Here is a 21,511-nt window from a genome sequence, read left to right as displayed (position 1 = left end):
CAACTAAGCGTTTTTCTTCGCTTTCTTGTCAGCCTTTACAACTGCGGGGATTTCAACTTTTACGGCTGCGACATCGCTTTCAGTGAAGTTACGACCGTAATAAGTATCCAGCAGGATCTGTTTCAGTTCGGAAATCAGTGGGTAGCGCGGGTTAGCACCAGTACACTGGTCATCGAATGCATCTTCAGACAGCTTATCTACGTGAGCGAGGAAGTCAGCTTCCTGAACGCCTGCTTCGCGGATAGATTTAGGAATACCCAGTTCCGCCTTCAGACTTTCCAGCCATGCCAGCAGTTTTTCGATCTTCGCGGCAGTACGGTCGCCCGGTGCGCTCAGACCCAGGTGATCTGCGATTTCAGCATAACGACGGCGCGCCTGTGGACGGTCATACTGGCTGAATGCAGTTTGCTTGGTTGGGTTATCGTTGGCGTTATAGCGGATAACGTTGCTGATCAACAGGGCGTTCGCCAGACCGTGAGGAATGTGGAACTGTGAACCCAGCTTGTGCGCCATAGAGTGACAGACACCCAGGAAGGCGTTAGCAAACGCGATGCCCGCGATTGTTGCCGCACTGTGTACACGTTCACGCGCAACAGGGTTTTTCGAACCTTCGTTGTAAGAAGCTGGCAGGTTTTCTTTCAGAAGTTTCAGCGCCTGCAAAGCCTGACCGTCAGAGAACTCAGAAGCCAGTACGGAAACGTAAGCTTCCAGAGCGTGAGTTACCGCATCCAGACCACCGAACGCACACAGTGATTTCGGCATTTCCATGACCAGGTTGGCGTCAACGATAGCCATATCTGGCGTCAGTGCGTAGTCAGCCAGCGGGTATTTCTGACCGGTTGCGTCATCAGTCACAACGGCAAATGGAGTCACTTCTGAACCAGTACCGGAAGTAGTGGTGACGGCGATCATTTTCGCTTTCACGCCCATTTTCGGGAACTTGTAGATACGTTTACGGATATCCATAAAGCGCAGCGCCAGTTCTTCGAAGTGAGTTTCCGGATGCTCGTACATCACCCACATAATTTTCGCAGCGTCCATTGGGGAACCGCCACCCAGTGCGATGATCACATCAGGTTTGAAGGAGTTCGCCAGTTCAGCGCCTTTACGTACAACGCTCAGGGTTGGGTCAGCTTCAACTTCAAAGAAGACTTCAGTTTCCACGCCAGCCGCTTTCAGAACAGAGGTGATCTGGTCTGCATAGCCATTGTTGAACAGGAAACGGTCAGTCACGATGAGCGCACGTTTGTGGCCATCAGTAATCACTTCATCCAGCGCGATTGGCAGAGAGCCGCGGCGGAAGTAGATAGATTTCGGAAGTTTGTGCCACAACATGTTTTCAGCTCGCTTAGCAACGGTTTTCTTGTTGATCAGGTGTTTTGGACCAACGTTTTCAGAGATGGAGTTACCACCCCAGGAACCACAACCCAGAGTCAGGGAAGGTGCGAGTTTGAAGTTGTACAGATCACCGATACCACCCTGAGAAGCAGGGGTGTTGATCAGGATACGTGCCGTCTTCATCTTCTGACCGAAGTAAGCAACACGCTCAGGCTGGTTATCCTGATCGGTGTACAGGCAAGAGGTGTGGCCGATACCGCCCATTGCCACCAGTTTCTCTGCTTTTTCTACCGCGTCATCAAAATCTTTCGCACGGTACATTGCCAGCGTTGGGGAGAGTTTCTCGTGAGCAAACGGCTCACTTTCATCAACGACTTTCACTTCACCAATCAGAATCTTGGTGGTAGCAGGGACGCTAAAGCCAGCGAGTTCAGCAATTTTATACGCTGGCTGACCTACGATAGCTGCGTTCAGCGCGCCATTTTTCAGGATCACGTCCTGAACGGCTTTCAGTTCTTTACCTTGCAACAGGTAGCCGCCGTGGCTGGCGAAACGTTCACGAACGGCGTCGTATACCGAATCAACCACGACAACAGACTGTTCAGATGCACAGATAACGCCGTTATCGAAGGTTTTAGACATCAGCACAGAAGCAACTGCACGCTTGATATCTGCCGTTTCGTCGATCACAACAGGGGTATTACCTGCGCCTACGCCGATGGCGGGTTTACCGGAGCTGTATGCTGCTTTAACCATACCAGGACCACCGGTCGCCAGAATCAGGTTAATGTCCGGGTGATGCATCAGAGCGTTGGACAGTTCAACAGAAGGTTGGTCGATCCAGCCGATCAGATCTTTTGGCGCACCCGCAGCAATGGCTGCCTGAAGCACGATATCTGCTGCTTTGTTGGTGGCGTCCTTCGCACGTGGATGCGGAGAGAAAATGATTGCGTTACGAGTCTTCAGACTGATGAGAGATTTGAAGATGGCGGTAGAGGTTGGGTTAGTGGTTGGAACGATACCGCAAATGATGCCGATCGGTTCTGCGATGGTGATGGTGCCGAAAGTATCGTCTTCTGACAGCACACCGCAGGTTTTCTCATCTTTATAGGCGTTGTAGATATACTCTGAAGCAAAGTGGTTTTTGATCACTTTATCTTCAACGATACCCATGCCGGATTCGGCAACGGCCATTTTAGCGAGAGGGATTCGAGCATCAGCAGCAGCCAGAGCGGCCGCGCGGAAGATTTTATCAACCTGTTCTTGGGTGAAATTGGCATATTCACGCTGGGCTTTTTTTACGCGCTCGACGAGGGCGTTCAGTTCAGCGATATTGGTAACAGCCATAATGCTCTCCTGATAATGTTTAAACTCTTTTAGTAAACCAGCGCTCGATACGTCTGACAGTATAGTCAGAGCCGATCCCACTTGCGTAACACACAGTAAAACAAAGGATTACTCACTGCTCCAGCTCACTAATTTACTAAAAGAGCCTTACCTTAGCATCATACCTTTTTGATAGGTGATCTCCCTGGCGGCGTAACCAAGATTACTCACTTCTGAGTACGAAAATTATGATCGAGATCAATTTTGTCCTAAGCTGATACCTTTCAGCAGGGTTATTTTGTGCTAATTATTCTACTGTTAAATAATTAAGTAACTATTGGAAGCGGCGATATCATTGATTACACAAATGTTTAACATCATGAATTGATAACGTTTAAGAACAGATTTCTGGTGAAGTGTGCGGCTAAAAAGCGTATCTTCAGCGCGGATTTATCATGACATGCAGTTTCTCCCTGGACATGCTCAATTGCGGAGCTTAATGTGATTCAAACGCTCTTTGATTTCCCTACATATTTCAAGTTTTTTATCGGCTTGTTTGCTCTGGTTAACCCGGTAGGGATCATCCCTGTCTTCATCAGTATGACCAGCTATCAGACGGCTGCGGCACGAAATAAAACCAACCTGACGGCAAACCTGTCGGTGGCGATCATCCTACTTACGTCTCTTTATCTCGGGGACGCCATTCTTCAGGTCTTCGGCATCTCGATTGATTCGTTCCGTATAGCAGGCGGGATCCTGGTGGTGACGATTGCCATGTCGATGATCAGCGGCAAGCTGGGGGAGGATAAACAGAACAAACAGGAAAAATCAGAGACAGCTATCCGCGAGAGCATTGGGGTTGTGCCACTGGCACTGCCGCTGATGGCGGGCCCGGGGGCGATCAGTTCCACCATTGTCTGGGGAACGCGCTACCACAGCCTGATGCACCTGATTGGCTTTTCCGTCGCCATTGCGCTGTTCGCGCTGTGCTGCTGGGGCGTATTTCGTATGGCGCCATGGCTGGTTCGCTTGCTGGGACAAACGGGCATCAACGTGATTACCCGTATCATGGGTCTGTTGTTAATGGCGTTGGGCATCGAATTTATCGTTACCGGTATAAAAAGTATTTTCCCCGGGTTAGTACACTGACTTTCATTTGAAAGAGCGGAGCCAGCGGCTCCGTTTTTTTTACGTGATTATCTGCAAATCATATAAATAAAGTTGAAATAGGCGCCAGTCATAATAAGTTCTACTAATAACTCTCTTTTGTTGTTTTTCAAGAGGTTGTTTATTTTCATTTCCCCTTGCCGCGCATAAATCCCTCAAACCCTCTGTTATTTTACTCACATGATACTCTGGGGCTTGCTGACAGATAACCGAAATGATATTAGTAATTTCGATGCTGACTCAGACGAATGTGCTAAATAATAATCAATTGTTAAATTATCGTGAAAAGTCGTTCAACTAAGCCATGTCGTCGCGTTTGGAGCAACAAAATTTCTTATCTGTATGAATTATATATCTTTTTGTTGATTTCGGCGTAAGCCAGGGTTGGCGCCTTAGTTATGCCAGCCATCGTAAAAGAGAAATGCTTAACAAATTTGCAAAATGTATTGGCGAGAGTTGGCACCATTTGGTACTTTCCGGCCTTATATTTTGCAGCATTAAACAAGTTGATGAGAACTATTTTCATATAGCCCTCACGTAAGATATCCAACGCATCTCTCTGACAGGGGAGCGGTGTAAAGAATCGACGCAAGACCGCCGTTCGAGCGGTCAGTAATAATGAAGTCGGTGATAGCAAGAAGTAAAAAAAGAACCTGACAGTAGCAAAAAAAACTCCTGCGCTGTACAGGCCCCAACAGGGGATTACACAACTGGCGAAGGCCAGTCATTATAATGAGTGGAGTATCAACACAATGTCCATCATCACAAAAAAAAGTCTGGTAGCGGCGGGGATTTTAACTGCGCTAATCGCGGGCAACGCTGCAATGGCTGCGGACGTTCCTGCTGGTGTTCAGCTGGCTGAGAAGCAAACGCTGGTACGTAATAACGGTGCGGAAGTGCAGTCTCTTGATCCGCACAAAATTGAAGGTGTTCCAGAGTCTAACGTTAACCGCGATCTGTTTGAAGGTCTGCTGGTGACTGACGTAGACGGCCACCCGGCTCCGGGCGTGGCGGAAAAATGGGACAACAAAGATTTTAAAGTCTGGACCTTCCATCTGCGTAAAGATGCCAAATGGTCCGACGGTACGCCGGTTACCGCCGAAGATTTCGTCTATAGCTGGCAGCGTCTGGCGGATCCAAATACCGCCTCCCCGTATGCGAGTTACCTCCAGTATGGCCATATTGCCAATATCGATGACATCATCACGGGTAAAAAGCCAGTAACCGACCTGGGCGTAAAAGCCATCGATGCCAATACCTTTGAAGTGACGTTGAGCGAACCTGTTCCGTACTTCTATAAGCTGCTGGTTCACCCGTCCGTCTCCCCGGTACCAAAATCCGCGGTAGAAAAATTTGGTGAAAAATGGACGCAGCCTGCGAATATCGTGACCAACGGTGCATATAAGCTGAAGGACTGGGTCGTTAACGAACGTATGGTGCTGGAGCGCAACCCGCAGTATTGGGATAATGCGAAGACCGTTATCAATCAGGTCACCTACCTGCCAATCTCTTCTGAAGTGACGGACGTAAACCGCTACCGCAGTGGTGAAATCGACATGACCTATAACAACATGCCGATTGAACTGTTCCAGAAGCTGAAAAAAGAGATCCCGAAAGAAGTTCACGTCGATCCGTATCTGTGCACCTACTATTACGAAATTAACAACCAGAAAGCACCGTTCACCGACGTACGTGTTCGTACCGCACTGAAGCTGGCTCTGGATCGCGACATTATCGTGAATAAAGTGAAGAATCAGGGCGACCTGCCGGCTTACAGCTACACCCCGCCTTACACCGACGGTATGAAGCTGGTTGAACCTGAATGGTTCAAATGGTCCCAGGAAAAACGTAACGAAGAAGCGAAAAAACTGCTGGCTGAAGCTGGCTATACCGCCGACAAGCCGCTGACCTTTAGCCTGCTGTACAACACCTCCGATCTGCATAAAAAACTGGCTATTGCCGTCGCGTCTATCTGGAAGAAAAACCTCGGCGTGAATGTGAAGCTGGAAAACCAGGAATGGAAGACCTTCCTCGATACGCGCCACCAGGGAACCTTTGACGTGGCACGTGCAGGATGGTGTGCGGACTATAACGAACCGACCTCATTCCTGAACACCATGCTGAGCGACAGTTCGAACAACACCGCACACTATAAGAGCCCGGCGTTTGATAAGCTTATTGGCGAAACCCTGAAGGTGGCAGATGACGCCCAGCGCGCCGATCTGTACGCGAAATCAGAACAACAGCTCGATAAAGACTCTGCGATCGTTCCGGTTTACTACTACGTTAACGCCCGCCTGGTGAAACCATGGGTAGGGGGTTATACCGGTAAAGACCCGTTGGATAATATTTCCGTTAAGAATCTTTATATTATCAAGCATTAATGGCAATACGTGGGGCGAGCGAGCTTGCCCCACTGTGTCTATTTTGTAACATTCATCAGGCACACGCCAGAAGGTACGGGCAATGTTGAAATTTATCCTGCGTCGCTGTCTTGAAGCGATTCCAACGTTATTTATTCTAATTACAATTTCCTTCTTCATGATGCGTCTTGCACCGGGCAGTCCTTTTACCGGTGAACGCACGCTTCCGCCAGAAGTTATGGCCAACATCGAAGCGAAATACCATTTAAACGATCCTATCACCACGCAGTACTTCAACTATCTGAAGCAGCTTGCACACGGTGATTTTGGTCCGTCATTTAAATATAAAGACTATTCCGTTAACGACCTGGTGGCGTCCAGCTTCCCGGTATCGGCTAAATTAGGAGCTGCTGCATTTATCCTGGCCGTTGTTCTCGGTGTCACTGCGGGCGTTATCGCCGCGCTTAAACAAAATACCCGATGGGATTACGCCGTAATGGGGGTCGCAATGACCGGGGTGGTTATCCCCAGCTTCGTTGTTGCGCCGTTGCTGGTCATGATATTCGCCATAACCCTGAAATGGCTTCCCGGAGGCGGCTGGAACGGCGGGGCGCTGAAGTTCATGATATTGCCGATGGTGGCATTATCTCTGGCCTACATCGCCAGTATCGCCCGTATTACCCGCGGTTCAATGATTGAAGTCCTGCATTCGAACTTCATCCGTACCGCCCGTGCGAAAGGGCTGCCGATGCGCCGGATTATTTTCCGTCATGCCCTCAAGCCTTCACTGTTACCGGTACTCTCCTATATGGGGCCTGCTTTCGTCGGCATTATCACCGGTTCAATGGTGATTGAAACCATTTATGGCCTGCCGGGCATCGGGCAGCTGTTTGTTAACGGGGCGCTTAACCGTGACTATTCGCTGGTGCTGAGCCTGACGATCCTCGTGGGCGCGCTGACCATTCTGTTTAATGCCGTTGTCGATGTGCTGTATGCCGTTATCGACCCTAAAATCCGTTACTAACTGGAGCACGCCATGATGTTGAGTAAGAAAAACAGCGAGGCGCTGGAAAACTTCAGTGAAAAGCTGGAGGTTGAAGGTCGTAGCCTTTGGCAGGACGCCCGCCGTCGTTTTATGCATAACCGCGCCGCCGTTGCCAGCCTGGTCGTGCTGGTGCTTATTGCGCTGTTTGTCACCCTGGCGCCAATGCTCTCTCAGTTCACCTATTTCGATACGGACTGGGGCATGATGTCCAGCGCGCCGGATATGGAATCCGGGCACTATTTCGGTACCGACTCTTCCGGGCGTGATTTGCTGGTGCGAGTGGCGATTGGCGGCCGTATCTCCCTGATGGTTGGCATCGCGGCGGCGCTGGTGGCGGTGATCGTCGGCACGCTTTACGGTTCGCTTTCCGGATACCTCGGCGGGAAAGTAGACTCCGTGATGATGCGTCTGCTAGAAATCCTGAACTCCTTCCCGTTCATGTTCTTCGTCATTCTGCTGGTGACCTTCTTTGGTCAAAATATCCTGCTGATCTTCGTGGCGATCGGGATGGTGTCCTGGCTGGATATGGCGCGTATTGTGCGCGGCCAGACGCTGAGCCTCAAACGTAAGGAGTTTATCGAAGCCGCACAGGTTGGTGGCGTTTCTACCGCCAATATTGTGGTGCGTCATATCGTTCCTAACGTGCTGGGCGTGGTGGTGGTATACGCCTCCCTGTTGGTGCCAAGTATGATCCTGTTTGAATCTTTCCTGAGCTTCCTGGGATTAGGTACGCAAGAGCCGCTGAGTAGCTGGGGCGCTCTGTTAAGTGATGGCGCAAACTCCATGGAAGTGTCACCGTGGTTACTGCTGTATCCGGCGGGCTTCCTGGTCGTCACCCTGTTCTGTTTCAACTTTATCGGCGATGGCCTGCGTGATGCCCTCGACCCGAAAGACCGTTAAGGAGCGCCGTCATGACTATTATTGAAACGGCAACCGCGCCACAGGCGCAACAGCGGACCAGCGCACTGCTGGACGTTAAAGACCTCCGCGTGACGTTTAAAACCCCCGACGGTGATGTTACTGCCGTTAACGATCTCAACTTCGACCTGCGTGCCGGTGAAACGCTGGGCATTGTGGGCGAATCCGGTTCCGGTAAATCCCAGACCGCATTCGCGCTGATGGGCCTGCTGGCATCAAACGGCGTGATCGGTGGTTCGGCGACGTTTAACGGAAAAGAGATCCTGAATTTGCCGGAACATGAGCTGAATAAGCTGCGCGCGGAGCAGATTTCAATGATTTTCCAGGATCCGATGACGTCCCTGAACCCCTATATGCGTGTGGGCGAACAGCTGATGGAAGTGCTGATGCTCCACAAGGGGCTGGGTAAAGCCGAAGCGTTTGAAGAGTCCGTCAAAATGCTGGATGCGGTGAAAATGCCTGAGGCACGTAAGCGCATGCGCATGTATCCGCACGAATTCTCCGGCGGTATGCGCCAGCGCGTCATGATCGCGATGGCATTGCTTTGTCGGCCAAAACTGCTGATCGCTGATGAACCGACCACCGCTCTGGACGTGACCGTCCAGGCGCAGATCATGACGTTGCTGAACGAGCTGAAGCGCGAGTTCAACACCGCCATCATCATGATCACCCACGATTTAGGCGTCGTTGCCGGGATCTGCGACAAAGTGTTAGTCATGTATGCAGGCCGCACGATGGAATACGGTAATGCCCGCGATGTGTTCTACCAGCCAGCCCATCCGTACTCTATCGGGTTGCTGAATGCCGTACCGCGCCTTGATGCGGAAGGGGAGTCGCTGCTGACTATCCCGGGTAACCCGCCAAACCTGCTGCGTCTGCCAAAAGGCTGTCCGTTCCAGCCGCGTTGTCCGCATGCGATGGAAATCTGTAACAGCGCACCGCCGCTGGAAGCGTTTGTCCCAGGCCGTCTGCGCGCCTGCTTTAAGCCGCTGGAGGAGCTGGTATGAACGCAATCGACGAAAAAAGAAATGTGCTGCTCGAAATCGCTGACCTGAAGGTCCATTTCGATATCAAAGACGGTAAACAGTGGTTCTGGCAGCCTGCCAAAACCCTGAAAGCGGTGGATGGCGTCACGCTACGCCTGTACGAAGGGGAGACCCTGGGCGTGGTGGGTGAATCTGGCTGCGGCAAATCGACATTTGCGCGTGCGATCATCGGCCTGGTGAAAGCCACCGACGGGAAAGTGGCCTGGCTTGGCAAAGATCTGCTGGGGATGAAGCCGGATGAATGGCGCGACGTGCGCAGCGACATCCAGATGATTTTCCAGGATCCGCTGGCATCCCTGAACCCGCGTATGACCATTGGCGAAATCATTGCCGAGCCGCTGCGCACCTATCATCCGAAGATGCCGCGCCAGGAAGTTCGCGATCGGGTGAAAGCGATGATGCTCAAGGTGGGTCTGTTGCCTAACCTCATCAACCGCTACCCACATGAGTTTTCCGGCGGTCAGTGCCAGCGTATCGGTATCGCACGCGCGTTGATCCTTGAACCAAAACTGATTATCTGTGACGAGCCGGTTTCGGCGCTGGACGTCTCCATCCAGGCCCAGGTGGTTAACCTGCTACAGAAACTGCAACGGGAAATGGGGCTGTCGCTGATCTTCATCGCCCACGATCTGGCGGTGGTAAAACACATTTCGGACCGTGTGCTGGTCATGTATCTGGGCCACGCCGTGGAGCTGGGTACGTATGATGAGGTGTACCACAATCCGCTGCACCCTTATACCAAAGCGCTGATGTCTGCGGTTCCCGTTCCGGATCCCGATCTGGAAAAAAATAAAACCATTCAGCTTCTGGAAGGTGAACTGCCTTCGCCAATCAACCCGCCTTCAGGCTGCGTATTCCGTACGCGATGCCCAATAGCCGGGCCGGAATGTGCAAAAACACGGCCGGTTCTGGAGGGCAGTTTCCGACATGCGGTTTCCTGCCTGAAAGTAGACCCGTTATAATCGCAAGGGCTGACATGATGTCAGCCCTTATTTTTCGAGGTTAATGTGTCGCGATTATTCACGTCGGCCCGTCAGCGGCTGTATCACCTTTTATTTGATCCTGAGACGGTTTCCGGTCGCCGTTTCGAAGGCCTTTGTGGTTTATTTGCCCTGATTAGCGTCATTATTATCTTTATCGAATCCGGCGCCGGAACGCAGTACCATATGACGTATGAGGAGTGGCACGTTTTCGTCTGGCTGGAATTGATTGTCACGCTGGTGTTTACCGCGGAATATGTGCTGAGGGTCATTAGCTGGCCAAATCCGGCGAAATACGTTTTCAGCTTCTGGGGGTTTATTGATTTAGCCACCATCCTGCCGCTGTATGTCATGTGGCTGTGGCCTGAGATCAGCCTGAATTATGTGTTTGCCTGGCGTGCAATGCGGGCGATTCGTGTGTTACGAATACTCAAACTGCTGCGCTTTATGCCGTCGCTGCGGGTTTTTTGGGTCGCCATTGTCAGCGCCCGCCACCAGCTGATTCTCTTCTATTCGTTTATTGCTATCGTGATGATCGTTTTTGGCTCCCTGATGTATTTAATCGAAGGGCCAAAATACGGGTTTACCACACTTAATGCGTCTGTTTACTGGGCTATCGTCACGGTGACCACCGTGGGCTATGGCGATATTACCCCGCATACGCCGCTCGGACGTATTGTGGCATCGGTTCTTATACTGATCGGCTATTCAGTAATAGCGATACCAACGGGGTTAATTACCACCCATATGAGCAGCGCCTTCCAGAACAGCAAGCAGCAACGCAAATGTCCGAATTGTCAGCAGGGGAATCATGAACCCGGCGCGCGGTTTTGTCACCGCTGTGGAAATGCCTTACCGGATTAAATAAAAAAGGCTGCGCGGGCAGCCTTTTTTATTAATCGCGCCAGAGAATATGGCACAGTTTGTGATCTTTCTCGCGGCACAGCAGGACGCGGGCAAAGATGTCGTTAATTTCTCCGCCGTCTTCATCTGCCAAGCCAATCACCACCTCTGCGAAGAAGTCCGGGTTGAGATCAAAATCGACGTGTTCGGCCCAGTCTTCAGCCGGATCGAACAGCTCAGCACCGCCACGCTCTTCAAATTGCAGGTTGAAAAGAATGACGTCAGCAGGGTCGAGATTATCGACCGCCAGCTCGAGAAAAATATCGTAGGCCTGTTCGAGCGTTTCGTCTTCGGTCAGGCGATTGTTCAGATCCATTTCCATGATGACTACCTGTTAAACATCGTTGGGCACGTTTTACAGCAACGGGCTAAAGAAGTAAAACAGTCGTTCGGCAATTCGCTGCCAGAGCGGACGTTTCGCCCACAGTCTGGCGTCCAGCAGGCGTGAGCGGGAGATATAATCGTCCTGAACCGCCGCCAGATCGCCACCGAACCCGGCGTCATCAATGACCAGCGTAATTTCAAAATTCAGCCACAGACTGCGCATATCGAGGTTGACGGTACCCACCAGGCTCAGCTCTCCGTCCACCAGCACGCTCTTGGTGTGTAACAGCCCGCCTTCGAACTGATAAATTTTAACGCCTGCGGCCAGCAGCTCACTAAAGAACGCGCGGCTTGCCCACCCGACCAGCAGCGAATCGTTCTTGCGTGGCATAATAATGCTCACATCCACTCCGCGCTGTGCCGCTGTACAGATGGCATGCAGAAGATCGTCGCTGGGAACGAAATAGGGCGTGGTCATGATCAGATATTCCCGCGCGGAGTACGCGGCGGTCAGCAGTGCCTGATGGATCAGATCTTCCGGGAAGCCAGGACCGGAGGCGATAGTGTGGATAGTGTGCCCGCTGGCTTCCTCAAACGGCATGATATTGCCATCCGGCGGCGGGGGAAGAATGCGTTTCCCGGTTTCAATTTCCCAGTCGCAGGAGTAGACGATGCCCATTGAGGTCGCGATCGGTCCCTCCATCCGCGCCATCAGATCGATCCATTGCCCCACGCCGGAATCCTGCTTGAAGAAGCGGGGGTCAACCATGTTCATGCTGCCGGTGTAGGCGATATAGTTATCGATCAGAACCATTTTCCGGTGCTGGCGGAGATCCATGCGGCGCAGAAAGACGCGGAAAAGATTCACTTTCAGCGCCTCGACCACCTCGATACCGGCGTTGCGCATCATGCCTGCCCACGGGCTACGGAAAAAGGCCACGCTGCCGGCGGAGTCCAGCATCAGGCGGCAGTGGATACCGCGACGTGCAGCGGCCATTAGTGATTCGGCGACCTGGTCCGCCATGCCGCCCGGCTGCCAGATATAAAACACCATCTCGATATTATGCCGTGCGAGCTGGATATCACGGATCAGCGCCTGCATCACATCATCGGAAGAGGTCATCAGTTGCAGTTGATTACCTTTTACCCCAGCAATCCCCTGGCGGCGTTCGCACAGCTTGAACAGAGATGCGGCCACGCTACTGTTCTCTTCAGCGAAGATATGCTTGCAGGCTTTAAGGTCGGCAAGCCATTTCGCCGTGGAGGGCCACATGGCGCGGGCGCGTTCGGCGCGGCGTTTACCCAGATGAAGTTCACCGAAAGAGAGATAGGCGATGATGCCCACCAGCGGCAGAATGTAGATAATCAGAAGCCAGGCCATGGCGGAAGGTACCGCTCTGCGTTTCATCAGAATGCGCAACGTCACCCCGGCAATTAACAGCCAGTATCCTAAAATGACCAGCCAACTCACCACGGTGTAGAAGGTTGTCATAAATAAAAAATCCTTTTGAAAGCGTATTGTTATGAGTTTACGCATCAGGATTCATCTGGCAAATAAAAACGGCAGATAAAAGCGCTGGTTTGCCGTCTGCTTAGGCATATAATGGCATCTCTGTTAGAGAAAGAGTTGTAGACATGAAGCGCAGTAGAACTGAAGTTGGGCGCTGGCGCATGTTGCGACAGGTGAGTCGTCGTAAGGCTCGTTGGCTGGAAGCACAATCCCGCCGCAATATGCGTATCCACGCCATCAGAAAATGTGGCCTGAACAGACACCGTAACGCGCTGTTGTTCGCAGTCCAGGACATCTGAAAAGCATGAAGGGCACCGTAAAGGTGCCCATTAAACATCCAGGCTATCAATTTTTGCAGTCTCCTTCCGTTTGCTTTCCGCGATATACTAAGTCCCCATAACGTCATGATATTAAAAGATGAATCCTTATCTCTGGATTTTTATTGTACTTTTGGCGCTGGATGCGCTCAGAGAAGATTTAGGACTTTCGTCATTTTCCTCATTGGCAGATTATGTTTTCGCATGGGGAATACATTGGCTTTATTAAAGGAAAAAAGGATGAACGGAAAAGTAATGGCAGCACTCTTTGGGATTGCGATATTAAGCGGTTGTGCCAGCAGCAAAACCTCACCCGAACGGCACGCGTTTTATTTCGTGTCGCATCAGTCCAGCTTTACTGGCGGCAATTACACCTCCAGCGTGCAGAAAAATTATCAGCTGAACGTGGCGCAGTTCCGCGAGCTTTATGCCCGGGGCAAAGCTGACCGCGCGGAAGGGCGGACTCAGGCTGAAGCCAGTGAATACGCACAAAGCATTCGCGATCAGCTAAAAGAAAATGCGATGTCTCAGGAATTGTTCGCAGGCAACACGAAGGATAAATGGTCATCGGACATGGACAGTAAAGACGCCATATTATTTGGCAACGAACTGGCCGCGACTTATCTTGATGGCTATAACGGCGTACAATAGCGCAACTGATTAAGGGGATACCGTAATTACCGGTATCCCCGCTGTTTTTGAGCGAAAGGAGTGAGACGTGTTTGCGGAGTTTGGTGTACTGAATTTCTGGACCTATGTTGTCGGCGCATTTTTTATCGTGCTGGTTCCAGGACCGAACACCTTGTTTGTGCTGAAAACAGGGATTGGCCACGGCGTTAAGAAAGGCTATCTGGCAGCCACCGGTGTGTTTATTGGTGATGCCGTGCTGATGTTTCTGGCCTGGGCGGGCGTCGCCGCGTTGATCCAGACCACTCCGGTATTATTTAATATTGTCCGCTATCTGGGCGCGTTTTATCTGCTGTGGCTGGGCGGGAAAATGCTCTGGTCCGTTATGACGCGTCAAAAAAATGCGCACGAAAGTAGCGCCGAACCGGCAAGCGCAATCCTTAAGCGTTCGCTGGTGCTGAGCCTGACGAACCCGAAAGCGATTCTCTTTTACGTGTCGTTCTTCGTACAGTTCATTGATGTCAATGCGAAGAATACCGGCACGTCGTTCCTGATCCTCGCCACAACGCTTGAGCTGATCAGCTTCATGTACATGAGCTTCCTGATTTTCTCAGGCGCGTTTGTCACGCGTTACCTCAAAACCAAAAAGAAACTGGCGAAGCTGGGGAACGGGCTGATAGGTCTGCTGTTTGTCGGATTTGCGGCGAGGCTGGCGTCGCTGCACTGAATGAAGAAAAGGCTCCCGAGGGAGCCTTTCGTTTCAGAATACTTTTTTATACGGACGAACCGTGACTTTCTCGTACACGCCGGCTGCGACGTACGGGTCTGCTTCTGCCCAGGCCTGCGCGGCTTCAAGAGATTCAAACTCGGCAATCACCGTGGAGCCGGTAAAACCCGCCGCGCCCGGATCGTTGCTGTCAACGGCAGGCATCGGGCCTGCGGTCAGCAACCGACCTTCATCCTGTAGCAACTGTAAACGCGCCAGATGGGCAGGGCGAACGGAAAGACGTTTTTCCAGAGAATCAGGTACATCTTCAGCGTAAATCACGTAAAGCACGGCAAAGCTCCTTAACCGGTAAAAGTGACAATTACGTTATGTGAAAGCACAAATGACTGCAATGTAAAGATAATAACAATGTTAAAACCCTGATCTGGATGCCCCTTTTTTGCCCTCATGTATGCTTAAATTGCGCCAGGACAAAGTGTCTTATTGAATATGATTGCTATTTGCATTTAAAATCGAGGTTCGGTTTTTTAACGTTGATGATTATGACTTCGATGACCCTTGATTTACCTCGCCGCTTTCCATGGCCGACGCTGCTTTCTGTCGTTATTCACGGTGCTGTCGTGGCGGGACTGCTCTATACCTCGGTTCATCAGGTTATTGAAATGCCGGCGCCAGCACAGCCAATTTCTGTGACCATGGTATCGCCTGCGGATCTTGAGCCGCCGCAGGTTGCGCCGCCGCCACCACAGCCCGTTGTTGAACCCGAGCCGGAGCCAGAGCCGGTTCCTGAACCGCCGAAAGAAGCGCCGGTGGTGATCCATAAGCCGGAGCCGAAACCTAAGCCGAAGCCAAAACCCAAGCCGGTCAAAAAGGTGGAAGAGCGGCCGAAACGCGAAGTGCGTCCGGTTGAGCCACGCGCCACGCAGCCGGTTGAAAATGCCGCCCCGTCACGTCCGCTGATGAATAACACCACGACCGCGACAAAACCGACGGTAACGGCGCCCGCGGGCCCGCGCGCGCTGAGCCGTAACCAGCCGCAGTATCCGGCACGAGCTCAGGCGTTACGTATTGAAGGGCGTGTACGGGTGAAATTCGACGTTACGGCCGATGGACGTGTCGATAACGTGGAAATCCTGTCCGCACAGCCGGCGAATATGTTTGAACGTGAAGTTAAATCGGCCATGCGCAGGTGGCGCTATGAAGCCGGTAAACCCGGCAATGGGTTGATTGTGAACATTGTCTTCCGCCTGAACGGCGGGGCACAGATGGAATAAAAGAAGCCTCCGCAAGGAGGCTTTTTTTTACCTGAGGATCAGCTCCGTGGAAGCTGGCGGGGCTTACCGTCGCTATCCACCGCCACATAGATGAACAATGCCTCCGTCGCCTTATAGCGCTGACCAATCGGTTCAGAAGAGACTTTTTTCACCCAGACTTCAATGTTGATGGAGACAGACGTATTGCCGCGTTTTACGCAGCGTGCATAACAGCACACCACGTCCCCCACCGCGACAGGACGCAGGAAGGTCATGCCATCGACCCGGACGGTTACCACGCGCCCGTGTGCAATCTCTTTTGCCAGGATTGCACCGCCCATATCCATCTGCGACATCAACCAGCCGCCAAAAATATCGCCATTGGCATTCGTATCCGCAGGCATTGCCAGTGTGCGTAAAACCAGTTCGCCCTGTGGGGCGTCATTTGTTGTCATTGTTTTTAAACTCGTAACTGAAGACTTCAGGCGGGATGCTACTATGATTTCTGGCTGGAGAGAATAGGGTTAGCGCCCGCAGAGCAGGCGCCTTAGGGTCAGAAGGACAGGGTCACGCCTGCGTAATACGCACGGCCTGGTTCGTTATAGGTCGATGCACCGTCATTTTCACGGTAAATCTGCTTGTCAAAGAGGTTGCTGATGCCGGCATTCAGGCGCAGGTTTTTGGTCAGCTGATAGTTACTGCCGATACCCACGATGGAATACGCGCCGATCTCTCTGTTGGACATCGCATTTTCCTCTTTGCGGATTTCAGCGTTTTCTCTGGGCTTCTGGCGGCCGTACATCGTCCAGCTTACGTTGGCTGAAAGCTTGCTGTTAACCTCCCAGTCCAGCATGGTGTTGACGGTATATTTGGGGATAATCGACAAAGGGTTGCCGGTGTCCTTACTTTCAGACTGAATCATATACGTCGCATTGGTACGCCATGTTAGCGTGTCGCGGATAACCGGGACGGTGAGATTGCCCTCCAGCCCCTCAACAACAGCCTTTCCTCCGTTCTGCCACTGAAGGATATTTGCGCCGCTGCTTGTCTGGCCCAGCACGTCCGTTCCTGAAACGATCTTGTTTTTGTAATCGTTGCGGAACCAGGTTATGCCCGCCTCGTAGCCTTCCAGCGCAAAGGCCAGGCCAATCTCTTTGTTCACGCTGATTTCAGGATCCAGATCCGGGTTACCTAACAGGTAACAGCTTCCTTCGGAAACGTTGTTCGGGCAGCCATTGCCGCGGGTGGAAAGCAGATAGCCTTCGCTGGATTGATACAGGTTTGGCGCTTTAAATACCCGAGCGATACCCGCTTTAACCTTGAACATGTCACCCAAATCCTGAGAGACGTTCAGGCTAGGGCTCCAGTTGCTGCCGAACTGATTGTGATAATCAAAGCGGAGCCCCGGGATCAGGTTGGTGCCCTGACGCGCTTCAATATTGTCCTCAAGATAGATGCCGGTGAGGTCAGCGCTGTTTTTGCTGTTGCGCTCAGAAGCCGTGCCGGGAACGCCGTTAATCACTTCTCCCGACACATTTGTCGCCTGCATTGAGGCCGGATCGTTCAGTTCATCACGATTCCATTCTGCACCCACGGTTAGCGTCTGTTCGACCAGCCAGAAGAAAGGAATGTTCAGTTCACCCGTTGAACGGTATGACTCCAGCCGGCTGGTATCGTATTTATCGCTATTGATCATCCCCTCAACTTTGCCCGTAGAGCCTTCTTCCAGGCGGGTGTTGTTGGTCTTTTCATAATAGACACCGAACTTTGACTGACCCCAGTCCCAGATGCCGTTGTGCGTAATGCCATAAGACTGGCGGTACATTCGGTTGGTTTCGTGTCCATACAGGGACGACACCAGACCGTCAGGGCTGACGTTGCTGTTGCTGTATTGAGTATCACCCGCGTAGATATTGCCCTGGCGGCTGTAGCTGTAGTCGAAATCGATAATCTGCTGTGGCGTGAGTTTCCAGGAGAGCAGGGCATTGATGTCCTTGTTGCGCACGCCTTCACGTCCGGCGGCGTAAGAGCCGTTTTGCGCGGTGTTGATGTCCTGAGCATCTGCGTCGGTTTTGTTGATATTCCCGTACAGGCGCATCGTTAACGCATCGCCCGCAAGAGGGCCGCTCAGATCAAAATTAGCGCGTTTTGTCGCCCCCTCTTTATCATTTTCAGGCTGGTTAGTGTACAGGGAGAGTGAGCCGTGCCAGTCGTTGGTCGGGCGTTTGGTAATGATGTTGACGACGCCGCCGGCCGCCCCCGAACCATAGCGGGCGGCAGCAGGTCCCCGGAGCACTTCAATGCGCTCAACCATCTCTGGCGGAACCCAGTTAGTATCCCCGCGGGTGTCGCGCTCCCCGCGCCAGCTGTAGCGCACCGAGTTACGTGACGTCACCGGCACACCGTCAATCAGAATCAGCGTGTTCTCCGGCCCCATACCGCGGATATCGATCTGGCGGTTGTTGCCGCGGCTGCCTGTCGCGCTGTTTCCGGTGAGGTTAACCCCGGGCATTTTGCGAATAATTTCTGAAAGATCGTTAACCGGTGGATCCTTTTCTATGTCCTTTGCCGTGATGATGGAAACCCCCGGCTGTTGCTTCAGCGCCTCTTCAGCGGTGGCCTGAACAACCATTGTTTCACCATCGGCGAGAGGATCTTCCGCTGCGTGCGCGCTCTGGTATAGCGTTGAAAGAATGGCGAGCGTAAGTGTAGCCGGGGCAAATCTTATTATATTATTCATCAACTCATTTCCATTTGTTAAAAATGCGATGACGAATATTAATGATAGTCATTCTCATTACAATCAAATGACAGCAATCTCCATAAAATCTTCATGATTCAGACATTTTCGCAGGAAGGATGTAGAGAAAAGAGAAGGCGGGAAAAGAGGCCAGACCGCGTGGCGATCTGGCCAGAAGGATCAGTGCTTGTCATCCTGCGGCATGTGGCGATAAATATAAACGCCGCTGAGCAGGGTGAAGATAAGGGTCAGCGCCGTCAGGCCAAACACCTTGAAGTTGACCCAGATATTCTGCGGCAGCCAGAATGCGATATAGATATTCGCCAGACCACACAGAATAAAAAATAGCGCCCAGGCGATATTCAGACGCTCCCACACAGCCTGCGGCAAGGTCAGTTCTTTCCCCAGCATGCGCTGGATCAGCGGCTTCTTCATCACCCACTGGCTGATGAGGAGTGCGCCCGCAAACAGGCCGTAAATCACCGTGACCTTCCATTTGATAAATTCATCATTGTGGAAGAACAACGTCAGGCCACCAAACACCGCCACCATCAGGAAGGTGATGAGCGCCATCTTTTCAACTTTGCGATAGCGAACCCAGCTGTAAATCAGCACCACAGCCGTTGCCACAATCAGCGCCAGCGTGCCGGCATAAATGTCGTACAGCTTATAAAAAGCGAAAAATACGATCAGCGGTAAAAAATCAAGAAACTGCTTCATTCTGCGATCCCAGTTACTGACGAATTAACATGTACAGGCGGAACAAATAGACCAGCAGCACGGCTGAAATCAGATTGCTCAGCGTATTGGCGACAACCGCTCCGACATTTGGCGTTAACACCGCAAAATTCGGCGCAAACAGCAACAGCAGAGTCTTGGCCAGCAGCCAGCTGATAACGGCCGGGGCGACCAGTCGCATATTGGCCCATGCGAGCCTGATGCTGCTGCGCATGGCGGTGAAAATGCCCAGTTTGTCCTGCACAACCATTACTGGCGCGAATGAAAGCACGATAGCCAGCAGCACGCCCGGCACGACCACCAACATGATCCCCATCTGGACCAGCAGCGTGGTCAGGAAGATGAGGATAAACAGCTTTGGCAGCACCGGAGCACTGGCCCCGATTGCACGTAACGCGCTGACGCGTTGGCCGGCAGATACCAGTTGGATCATCAGCAACACGCCACCCGCCAGAATGGCGTTGCCAATCAGACCCGAGAAGGTAGATGCCGCAGATGCGCGCAGCAAGATTTGCTGTTGCTCTGGCGTCATATTCTGCACAAGGTCAAACAACCCTGCGCTGCCTGCAAGATGATCCCCCTGGCTCAGCGTGGCAATCTGTTCATCACTGGGTGAGAACGCATGACCCAGCACCACCGTAATAAAGGCGCACAACAACGCGATCAGTAAAAAGGTAATGAACTGATTGCGGAAAAAATTTCCCGTGTCACGGTAGACAGACTTCGCCGTGATAGACATGCACTCTCCTTGAGTATTGCAGGTGTTAATTAGCCGGCAATTGTACACCGGATAACACGCTGGTGGCAGCATCAAGGCTTGTATGGAAAAGCATATCTTTGTAAAGCGGCGGTAATCCATAGCGGGCGCGGGCGCGATTGCATGCCTCATTGACCTGCCCATCCTCTCCCGACATCGCGAAAGTGCGACACGGGCTGGGGCGATCCGCGTAAATGGAGCAGCGGGTGGATACCCCAGGTTCACCTTCCAGTGCCACACAGCGGCTCTGTTTTTGGTTGGTGCCGCGCATACAGCGCAGAAAAGGGGTCAAGGGTTCAGTGAGATCGACCGGAACGGTGCCGCCGCCATCGTTGGCTTCAGCCCAGTAGAAAGAGACTCGAAAATACGCACAACAGGCTCCGCACGTCATGCACGGGTTATGATCACTCATGGCACACCTGCAAAAGTAGAACGCATCAAATCACATTGTGAGAGCGATAAATTATCCAGCCGCTACAGGAAGCGCAAGAGAGGGAAAACAGAAAATTTTGTAACCATGAAATGCCAAAAATTGACGCGGTAACAACTTATTGCTTTATGAGGCGTCACCAAAAATTAACCTAGATCAATGAATGTTAACTTACTGGTTTTAATGTGATCTGTGTTAGATCACTTATTACTCATTTGTGAGTATATTCTCCTCCGCAATTAAAACCACAACGATGGAGCGGATATGAAAAAATTAGCGGTGGCAGCCCTCATCTTAAGCAGTCTCTCTGGCGGCGCTTACGCGCATGAAGCAGGTGAATTCTTTATTCGTGCCGGTTCGGCAACGGTACGTCCAACGGAAGGGTCCGACAATGTGCTGGGTATGGGCGGGTTTAACGTTAGCAATAACACCCAGTTAGGCCTGACGTTTACGTATATGGCAACGGATAACATTGGCGTCGAGCTTTTAGCCGCCACGCCATTCCGTCACCGCGTCGGTTTAGGACCGACCGGGGACATTGCCACGGTGCACCATTTGCCACCAACGCTGATGGCGCAGTGGTACTTCGGCGATTCCAGCAGCAAGGTGCGCCCTTATATTGGTGCAGGCGTTAACTACACCACCTTCTTTGATGAGAAATTTAACGATACTGGTAAAGAGGCCGGGCTCTCCGATCTCAGCCTGAAAGACTCGTGGGGCATGGCGGGACAGGTTGGTCTGGATTATCTGATTAATCGTGACTGGCTGATCAACGCCTCTGTCTGGTATATGGACATTGATACGGACGTGCGCTTTAAAGCTGGCGGGCAGCAGCAAAGTATCAATACCCGTCTGGATCCGTGGGTATTTATGTTCTCAGCAGGCTATCGTTTCTGACAGAAGATATATCCCCTGTCAGCCGGTGATTGCTGTATGGTGGTTGTTCCACACACCTGTCTGGAGGGGATATCCCCAACATCAAATTTGAGTGTCCGGTTTGTG

Annotated in this window: 21 protein-coding genes and 1 pseudogene; 13 read left to right on the top strand and 9 right to left on the bottom strand. The window is 51.9% G+C overall.

All coding sequences use genetic code 11. The features are described from left to right. Positions 1 to 3 precede the first annotated feature (3 nt). Complete coding sequence (gene adhE / locus L384_RS03725; RefSeq protein WP_003856730.1) at positions 4 to 2,685, bottom strand: bifunctional acetaldehyde-CoA/alcohol dehydrogenase; 2,682 nt, start codon at positions 2,683 to 2,685, stop codon at positions 4 to 6. Between the two features lie 480 nt (positions 2,686 to 3,165). On the opposite strand from adhE, the gene L384_RS03730 reads away from it, so the two are divergent. The 7 genes and pseudogenes from L384_RS03730 to L384_RS03765 all read left to right on the top strand — a co-directional run bounded on the left by L384_RS03730 (position 3,166) and on the right by L384_RS03765 (position 11,047). Further along, the gene (locus L384_RS03730) at positions 3,166 to 3,813 is read left to right on the top strand and encodes a YchE family NAAT transporter (RefSeq protein ID WP_017384236.1); all 648 of its coding nucleotides are present in this window, start codon (positions 3,166 to 3,168) and stop codon (positions 3,811 to 3,813) included. A 770-nt stretch (positions 3,814 to 4,583) separates the two neighbouring features. Beyond that, the gene (gene oppA, locus L384_RS03740) at positions 4,584 to 6,215 is read left to right on the top strand and encodes an oligopeptide ABC transporter substrate-binding protein OppA (RefSeq protein WP_003856736.1); all 1,632 of its coding nucleotides are present in this window, start codon (positions 4,584 to 4,586) and stop codon (positions 6,213 to 6,215) included. Between the two features lie 82 nt (positions 6,216 to 6,297). Further along, positions 6,298 to 7,218 carry an oligopeptide ABC transporter permease OppB gene (oppB, locus tag L384_RS03745; RefSeq protein ID WP_022651360.1) on the top strand — a complete coding sequence of 307 codons (921 nt, stop codon included), beginning with the start codon at positions 6,298 to 6,300 and terminating at the stop codon, positions 7,216 to 7,218. Positions 7,219 to 7,230: 12 nt separating this feature from the next. Continuing rightward, positions 7,231 to 8,139, top strand: coding sequence for an oligopeptide ABC transporter permease OppC (gene oppC, locus L384_RS03750; protein WP_003856740.1), 909 nt, complete (start codon positions 7,231 to 7,233; stop codon positions 8,137 to 8,139). An 11-nt stretch (positions 8,140 to 8,150) separates the two neighbouring features. Beyond that, the gene (locus L384_RS03755; protein ID WP_003856742.1) at positions 8,151 to 9,164 is read left to right on the top strand and encodes an ABC transporter ATP-binding protein; all 1,014 of its coding nucleotides are present in this window, start codon (positions 8,151 to 8,153) and stop codon (positions 9,162 to 9,164) included. Continuing rightward, complete coding sequence (gene oppF, locus L384_RS03760) at positions 9,161 to 10,165, top strand: murein tripeptide/oligopeptide ABC transporter ATP-binding protein OppF (RefSeq protein ID WP_003856743.1); 1,005 nt, start codon at positions 9,161 to 9,163, stop codon at positions 10,163 to 10,165. The genes L384_RS03755 and oppF overlap by 4 nt, the downstream gene beginning before the upstream one ends. A 14-nt stretch (positions 10,166 to 10,179) precedes the next feature. Then, positions 10,180 to 11,047 (top strand): annotated as a pseudogene (locus L384_RS03765) (ion transporter). 31 nt (positions 11,048 to 11,078) lie between these two features. On the opposite strand, the gene L384_RS03770 reads toward L384_RS03765, so the two are convergent. Both L384_RS03770 and cls read right to left on the bottom strand, forming a co-directional pair. Beyond that, positions 11,079 to 11,408: an HI1450 family dsDNA-mimic protein gene (locus tag L384_RS03770; RefSeq protein WP_023324806.1), complete on the bottom strand. Its 330-nt coding sequence runs from the start codon at positions 11,406 to 11,408 to the stop codon at positions 11,079 to 11,081. A 33-nt stretch (positions 11,409 to 11,441) separates the two neighbouring features. Continuing rightward, on the bottom strand, positions 11,442 to 12,902 hold the full coding sequence (cls, locus tag L384_RS03775; protein WP_003856750.1) for a cardiolipin synthase: 1,461 nt from the start codon (positions 12,900 to 12,902) through the stop codon (positions 11,442 to 11,444). Positions 12,903 to 13,045: 143 nt separating this feature from the next. Between cls and L384_RS22555 the strand changes: the two genes are divergently transcribed. From L384_RS22555 to leuE, 4 genes are all read left to right on the top strand, one after another. Continuing rightward, on the top strand, positions 13,046 to 13,219 hold the full coding sequence (locus L384_RS22555; RefSeq protein ID WP_017384232.1) for a YciY family protein: 174 nt from the start codon (positions 13,046 to 13,048) through the stop codon (positions 13,217 to 13,219). A gap of 118 nt (positions 13,220 to 13,337) precedes the next feature. Beyond that, positions 13,338 to 13,466, top strand: coding sequence for a KPN_01571 family protein (locus L384_RS22945; protein WP_208985927.1), 129 nt, complete (start codon positions 13,338 to 13,340; stop codon positions 13,464 to 13,466). An 11-nt stretch (positions 13,467 to 13,477) separates the two neighbouring features. Then, positions 13,478 to 13,888, top strand: a complete 411-nt coding sequence (locus tag L384_RS03780; RefSeq protein ID WP_023324805.1) for an Exc2 family lipoprotein — start codon at positions 13,478 to 13,480, stop codon at positions 13,886 to 13,888. Positions 13,889 to 13,955: 67 nt separating this feature from the next. Beyond that, positions 13,956 to 14,591 (top strand): leucine efflux protein LeuE, encoded by a 636-nt coding sequence (gene leuE / locus L384_RS03785; RefSeq protein ID WP_006810877.1) that lies wholly within the window; start codon positions 13,956 to 13,958, stop codon positions 14,589 to 14,591. A gap of 33 nt (positions 14,592 to 14,624) precedes the next feature. Here the strand turns inward: leuE and L384_RS03790 are convergent, their stop codons facing one another. Beyond that, positions 14,625 to 14,921 (bottom strand): YciI family protein, encoded by a 297-nt coding sequence (locus L384_RS03790; RefSeq protein ID WP_003856755.1) that lies wholly within the window; start codon positions 14,919 to 14,921, stop codon positions 14,625 to 14,627. Positions 14,922 to 15,142: 221 nt separating this feature from the next. On the opposite strand from L384_RS03790, the gene tonB reads away from it, so the two are divergent. Further along, on the top strand, positions 15,143 to 15,865 hold the full coding sequence (gene tonB, locus L384_RS03795) for a TonB system transport protein TonB (RefSeq protein WP_032619568.1): 723 nt from the start codon (positions 15,143 to 15,145) through the stop codon (positions 15,863 to 15,865). Between the two features lie 38 nt (positions 15,866 to 15,903). Here the strand turns inward: tonB and yciA are convergent, their stop codons facing one another. From yciA to L384_RS03820, 5 genes are all read right to left on the bottom strand, one after another. Further along, positions 15,904 to 16,299, bottom strand: a complete 396-nt coding sequence (yciA, locus tag L384_RS03800; protein WP_003856759.1) for an acyl-CoA thioester hydrolase YciA — start codon at positions 16,297 to 16,299, stop codon at positions 15,904 to 15,906. A 98-nt stretch (positions 16,300 to 16,397) separates the two neighbouring features. Beyond that, the gene (locus L384_RS03805; RefSeq protein WP_023324804.1) at positions 16,398 to 18,584 is read right to left on the bottom strand and encodes a TonB-dependent siderophore receptor; all 2,187 of its coding nucleotides are present in this window, start codon (positions 18,582 to 18,584) and stop codon (positions 16,398 to 16,400) included. A gap of 180 nt (positions 18,585 to 18,764) precedes the next feature. Then, positions 18,765 to 19,304 (bottom strand): septation protein A, encoded by a 540-nt coding sequence (locus tag L384_RS03810; RefSeq protein WP_023324803.1) that lies wholly within the window; start codon positions 19,302 to 19,304, stop codon positions 18,765 to 18,767. 13 nt (positions 19,305 to 19,317) lie between these two features. After that, complete coding sequence (locus L384_RS03815) at positions 19,318 to 20,061, bottom strand: YciC family protein (protein WP_003856765.1); 744 nt, start codon at positions 20,059 to 20,061, stop codon at positions 19,318 to 19,320. Positions 20,062 to 20,086: 25 nt separating this feature from the next. Then, the gene (locus tag L384_RS03820) at positions 20,087 to 20,491 is read right to left on the bottom strand and encodes a YkgJ family cysteine cluster protein (RefSeq protein ID WP_023324802.1); all 405 of its coding nucleotides are present in this window, start codon (positions 20,489 to 20,491) and stop codon (positions 20,087 to 20,089) included. Positions 20,492 to 20,773: 282 nt separating this feature from the next. Here L384_RS03820 and ompW point away from each other — a divergent pair, with 282 nt between their 5' ends. Beyond that, positions 20,774 to 21,406, top strand: a complete 633-nt coding sequence (gene ompW, locus L384_RS03825) for an outer membrane protein OmpW (RefSeq protein WP_003856769.1) — start codon at positions 20,774 to 20,776, stop codon at positions 21,404 to 21,406. The last annotated feature ends 105 nt before the right edge of the window (positions 21,407 to 21,511 follow it).

It is taken from the genome of Enterobacter sp. MGH 38 (assembly GCF_000492855.1).
Lineage (GTDB): Bacteria > Pseudomonadota > Gammaproteobacteria > Enterobacterales > Enterobacteriaceae > Enterobacter > Enterobacter hormaechei_C.
The sequence above is the reverse complement of the archived record's forward strand: the minus strand, read 5'-3'. Positions and strand labels throughout refer to the sequence as shown.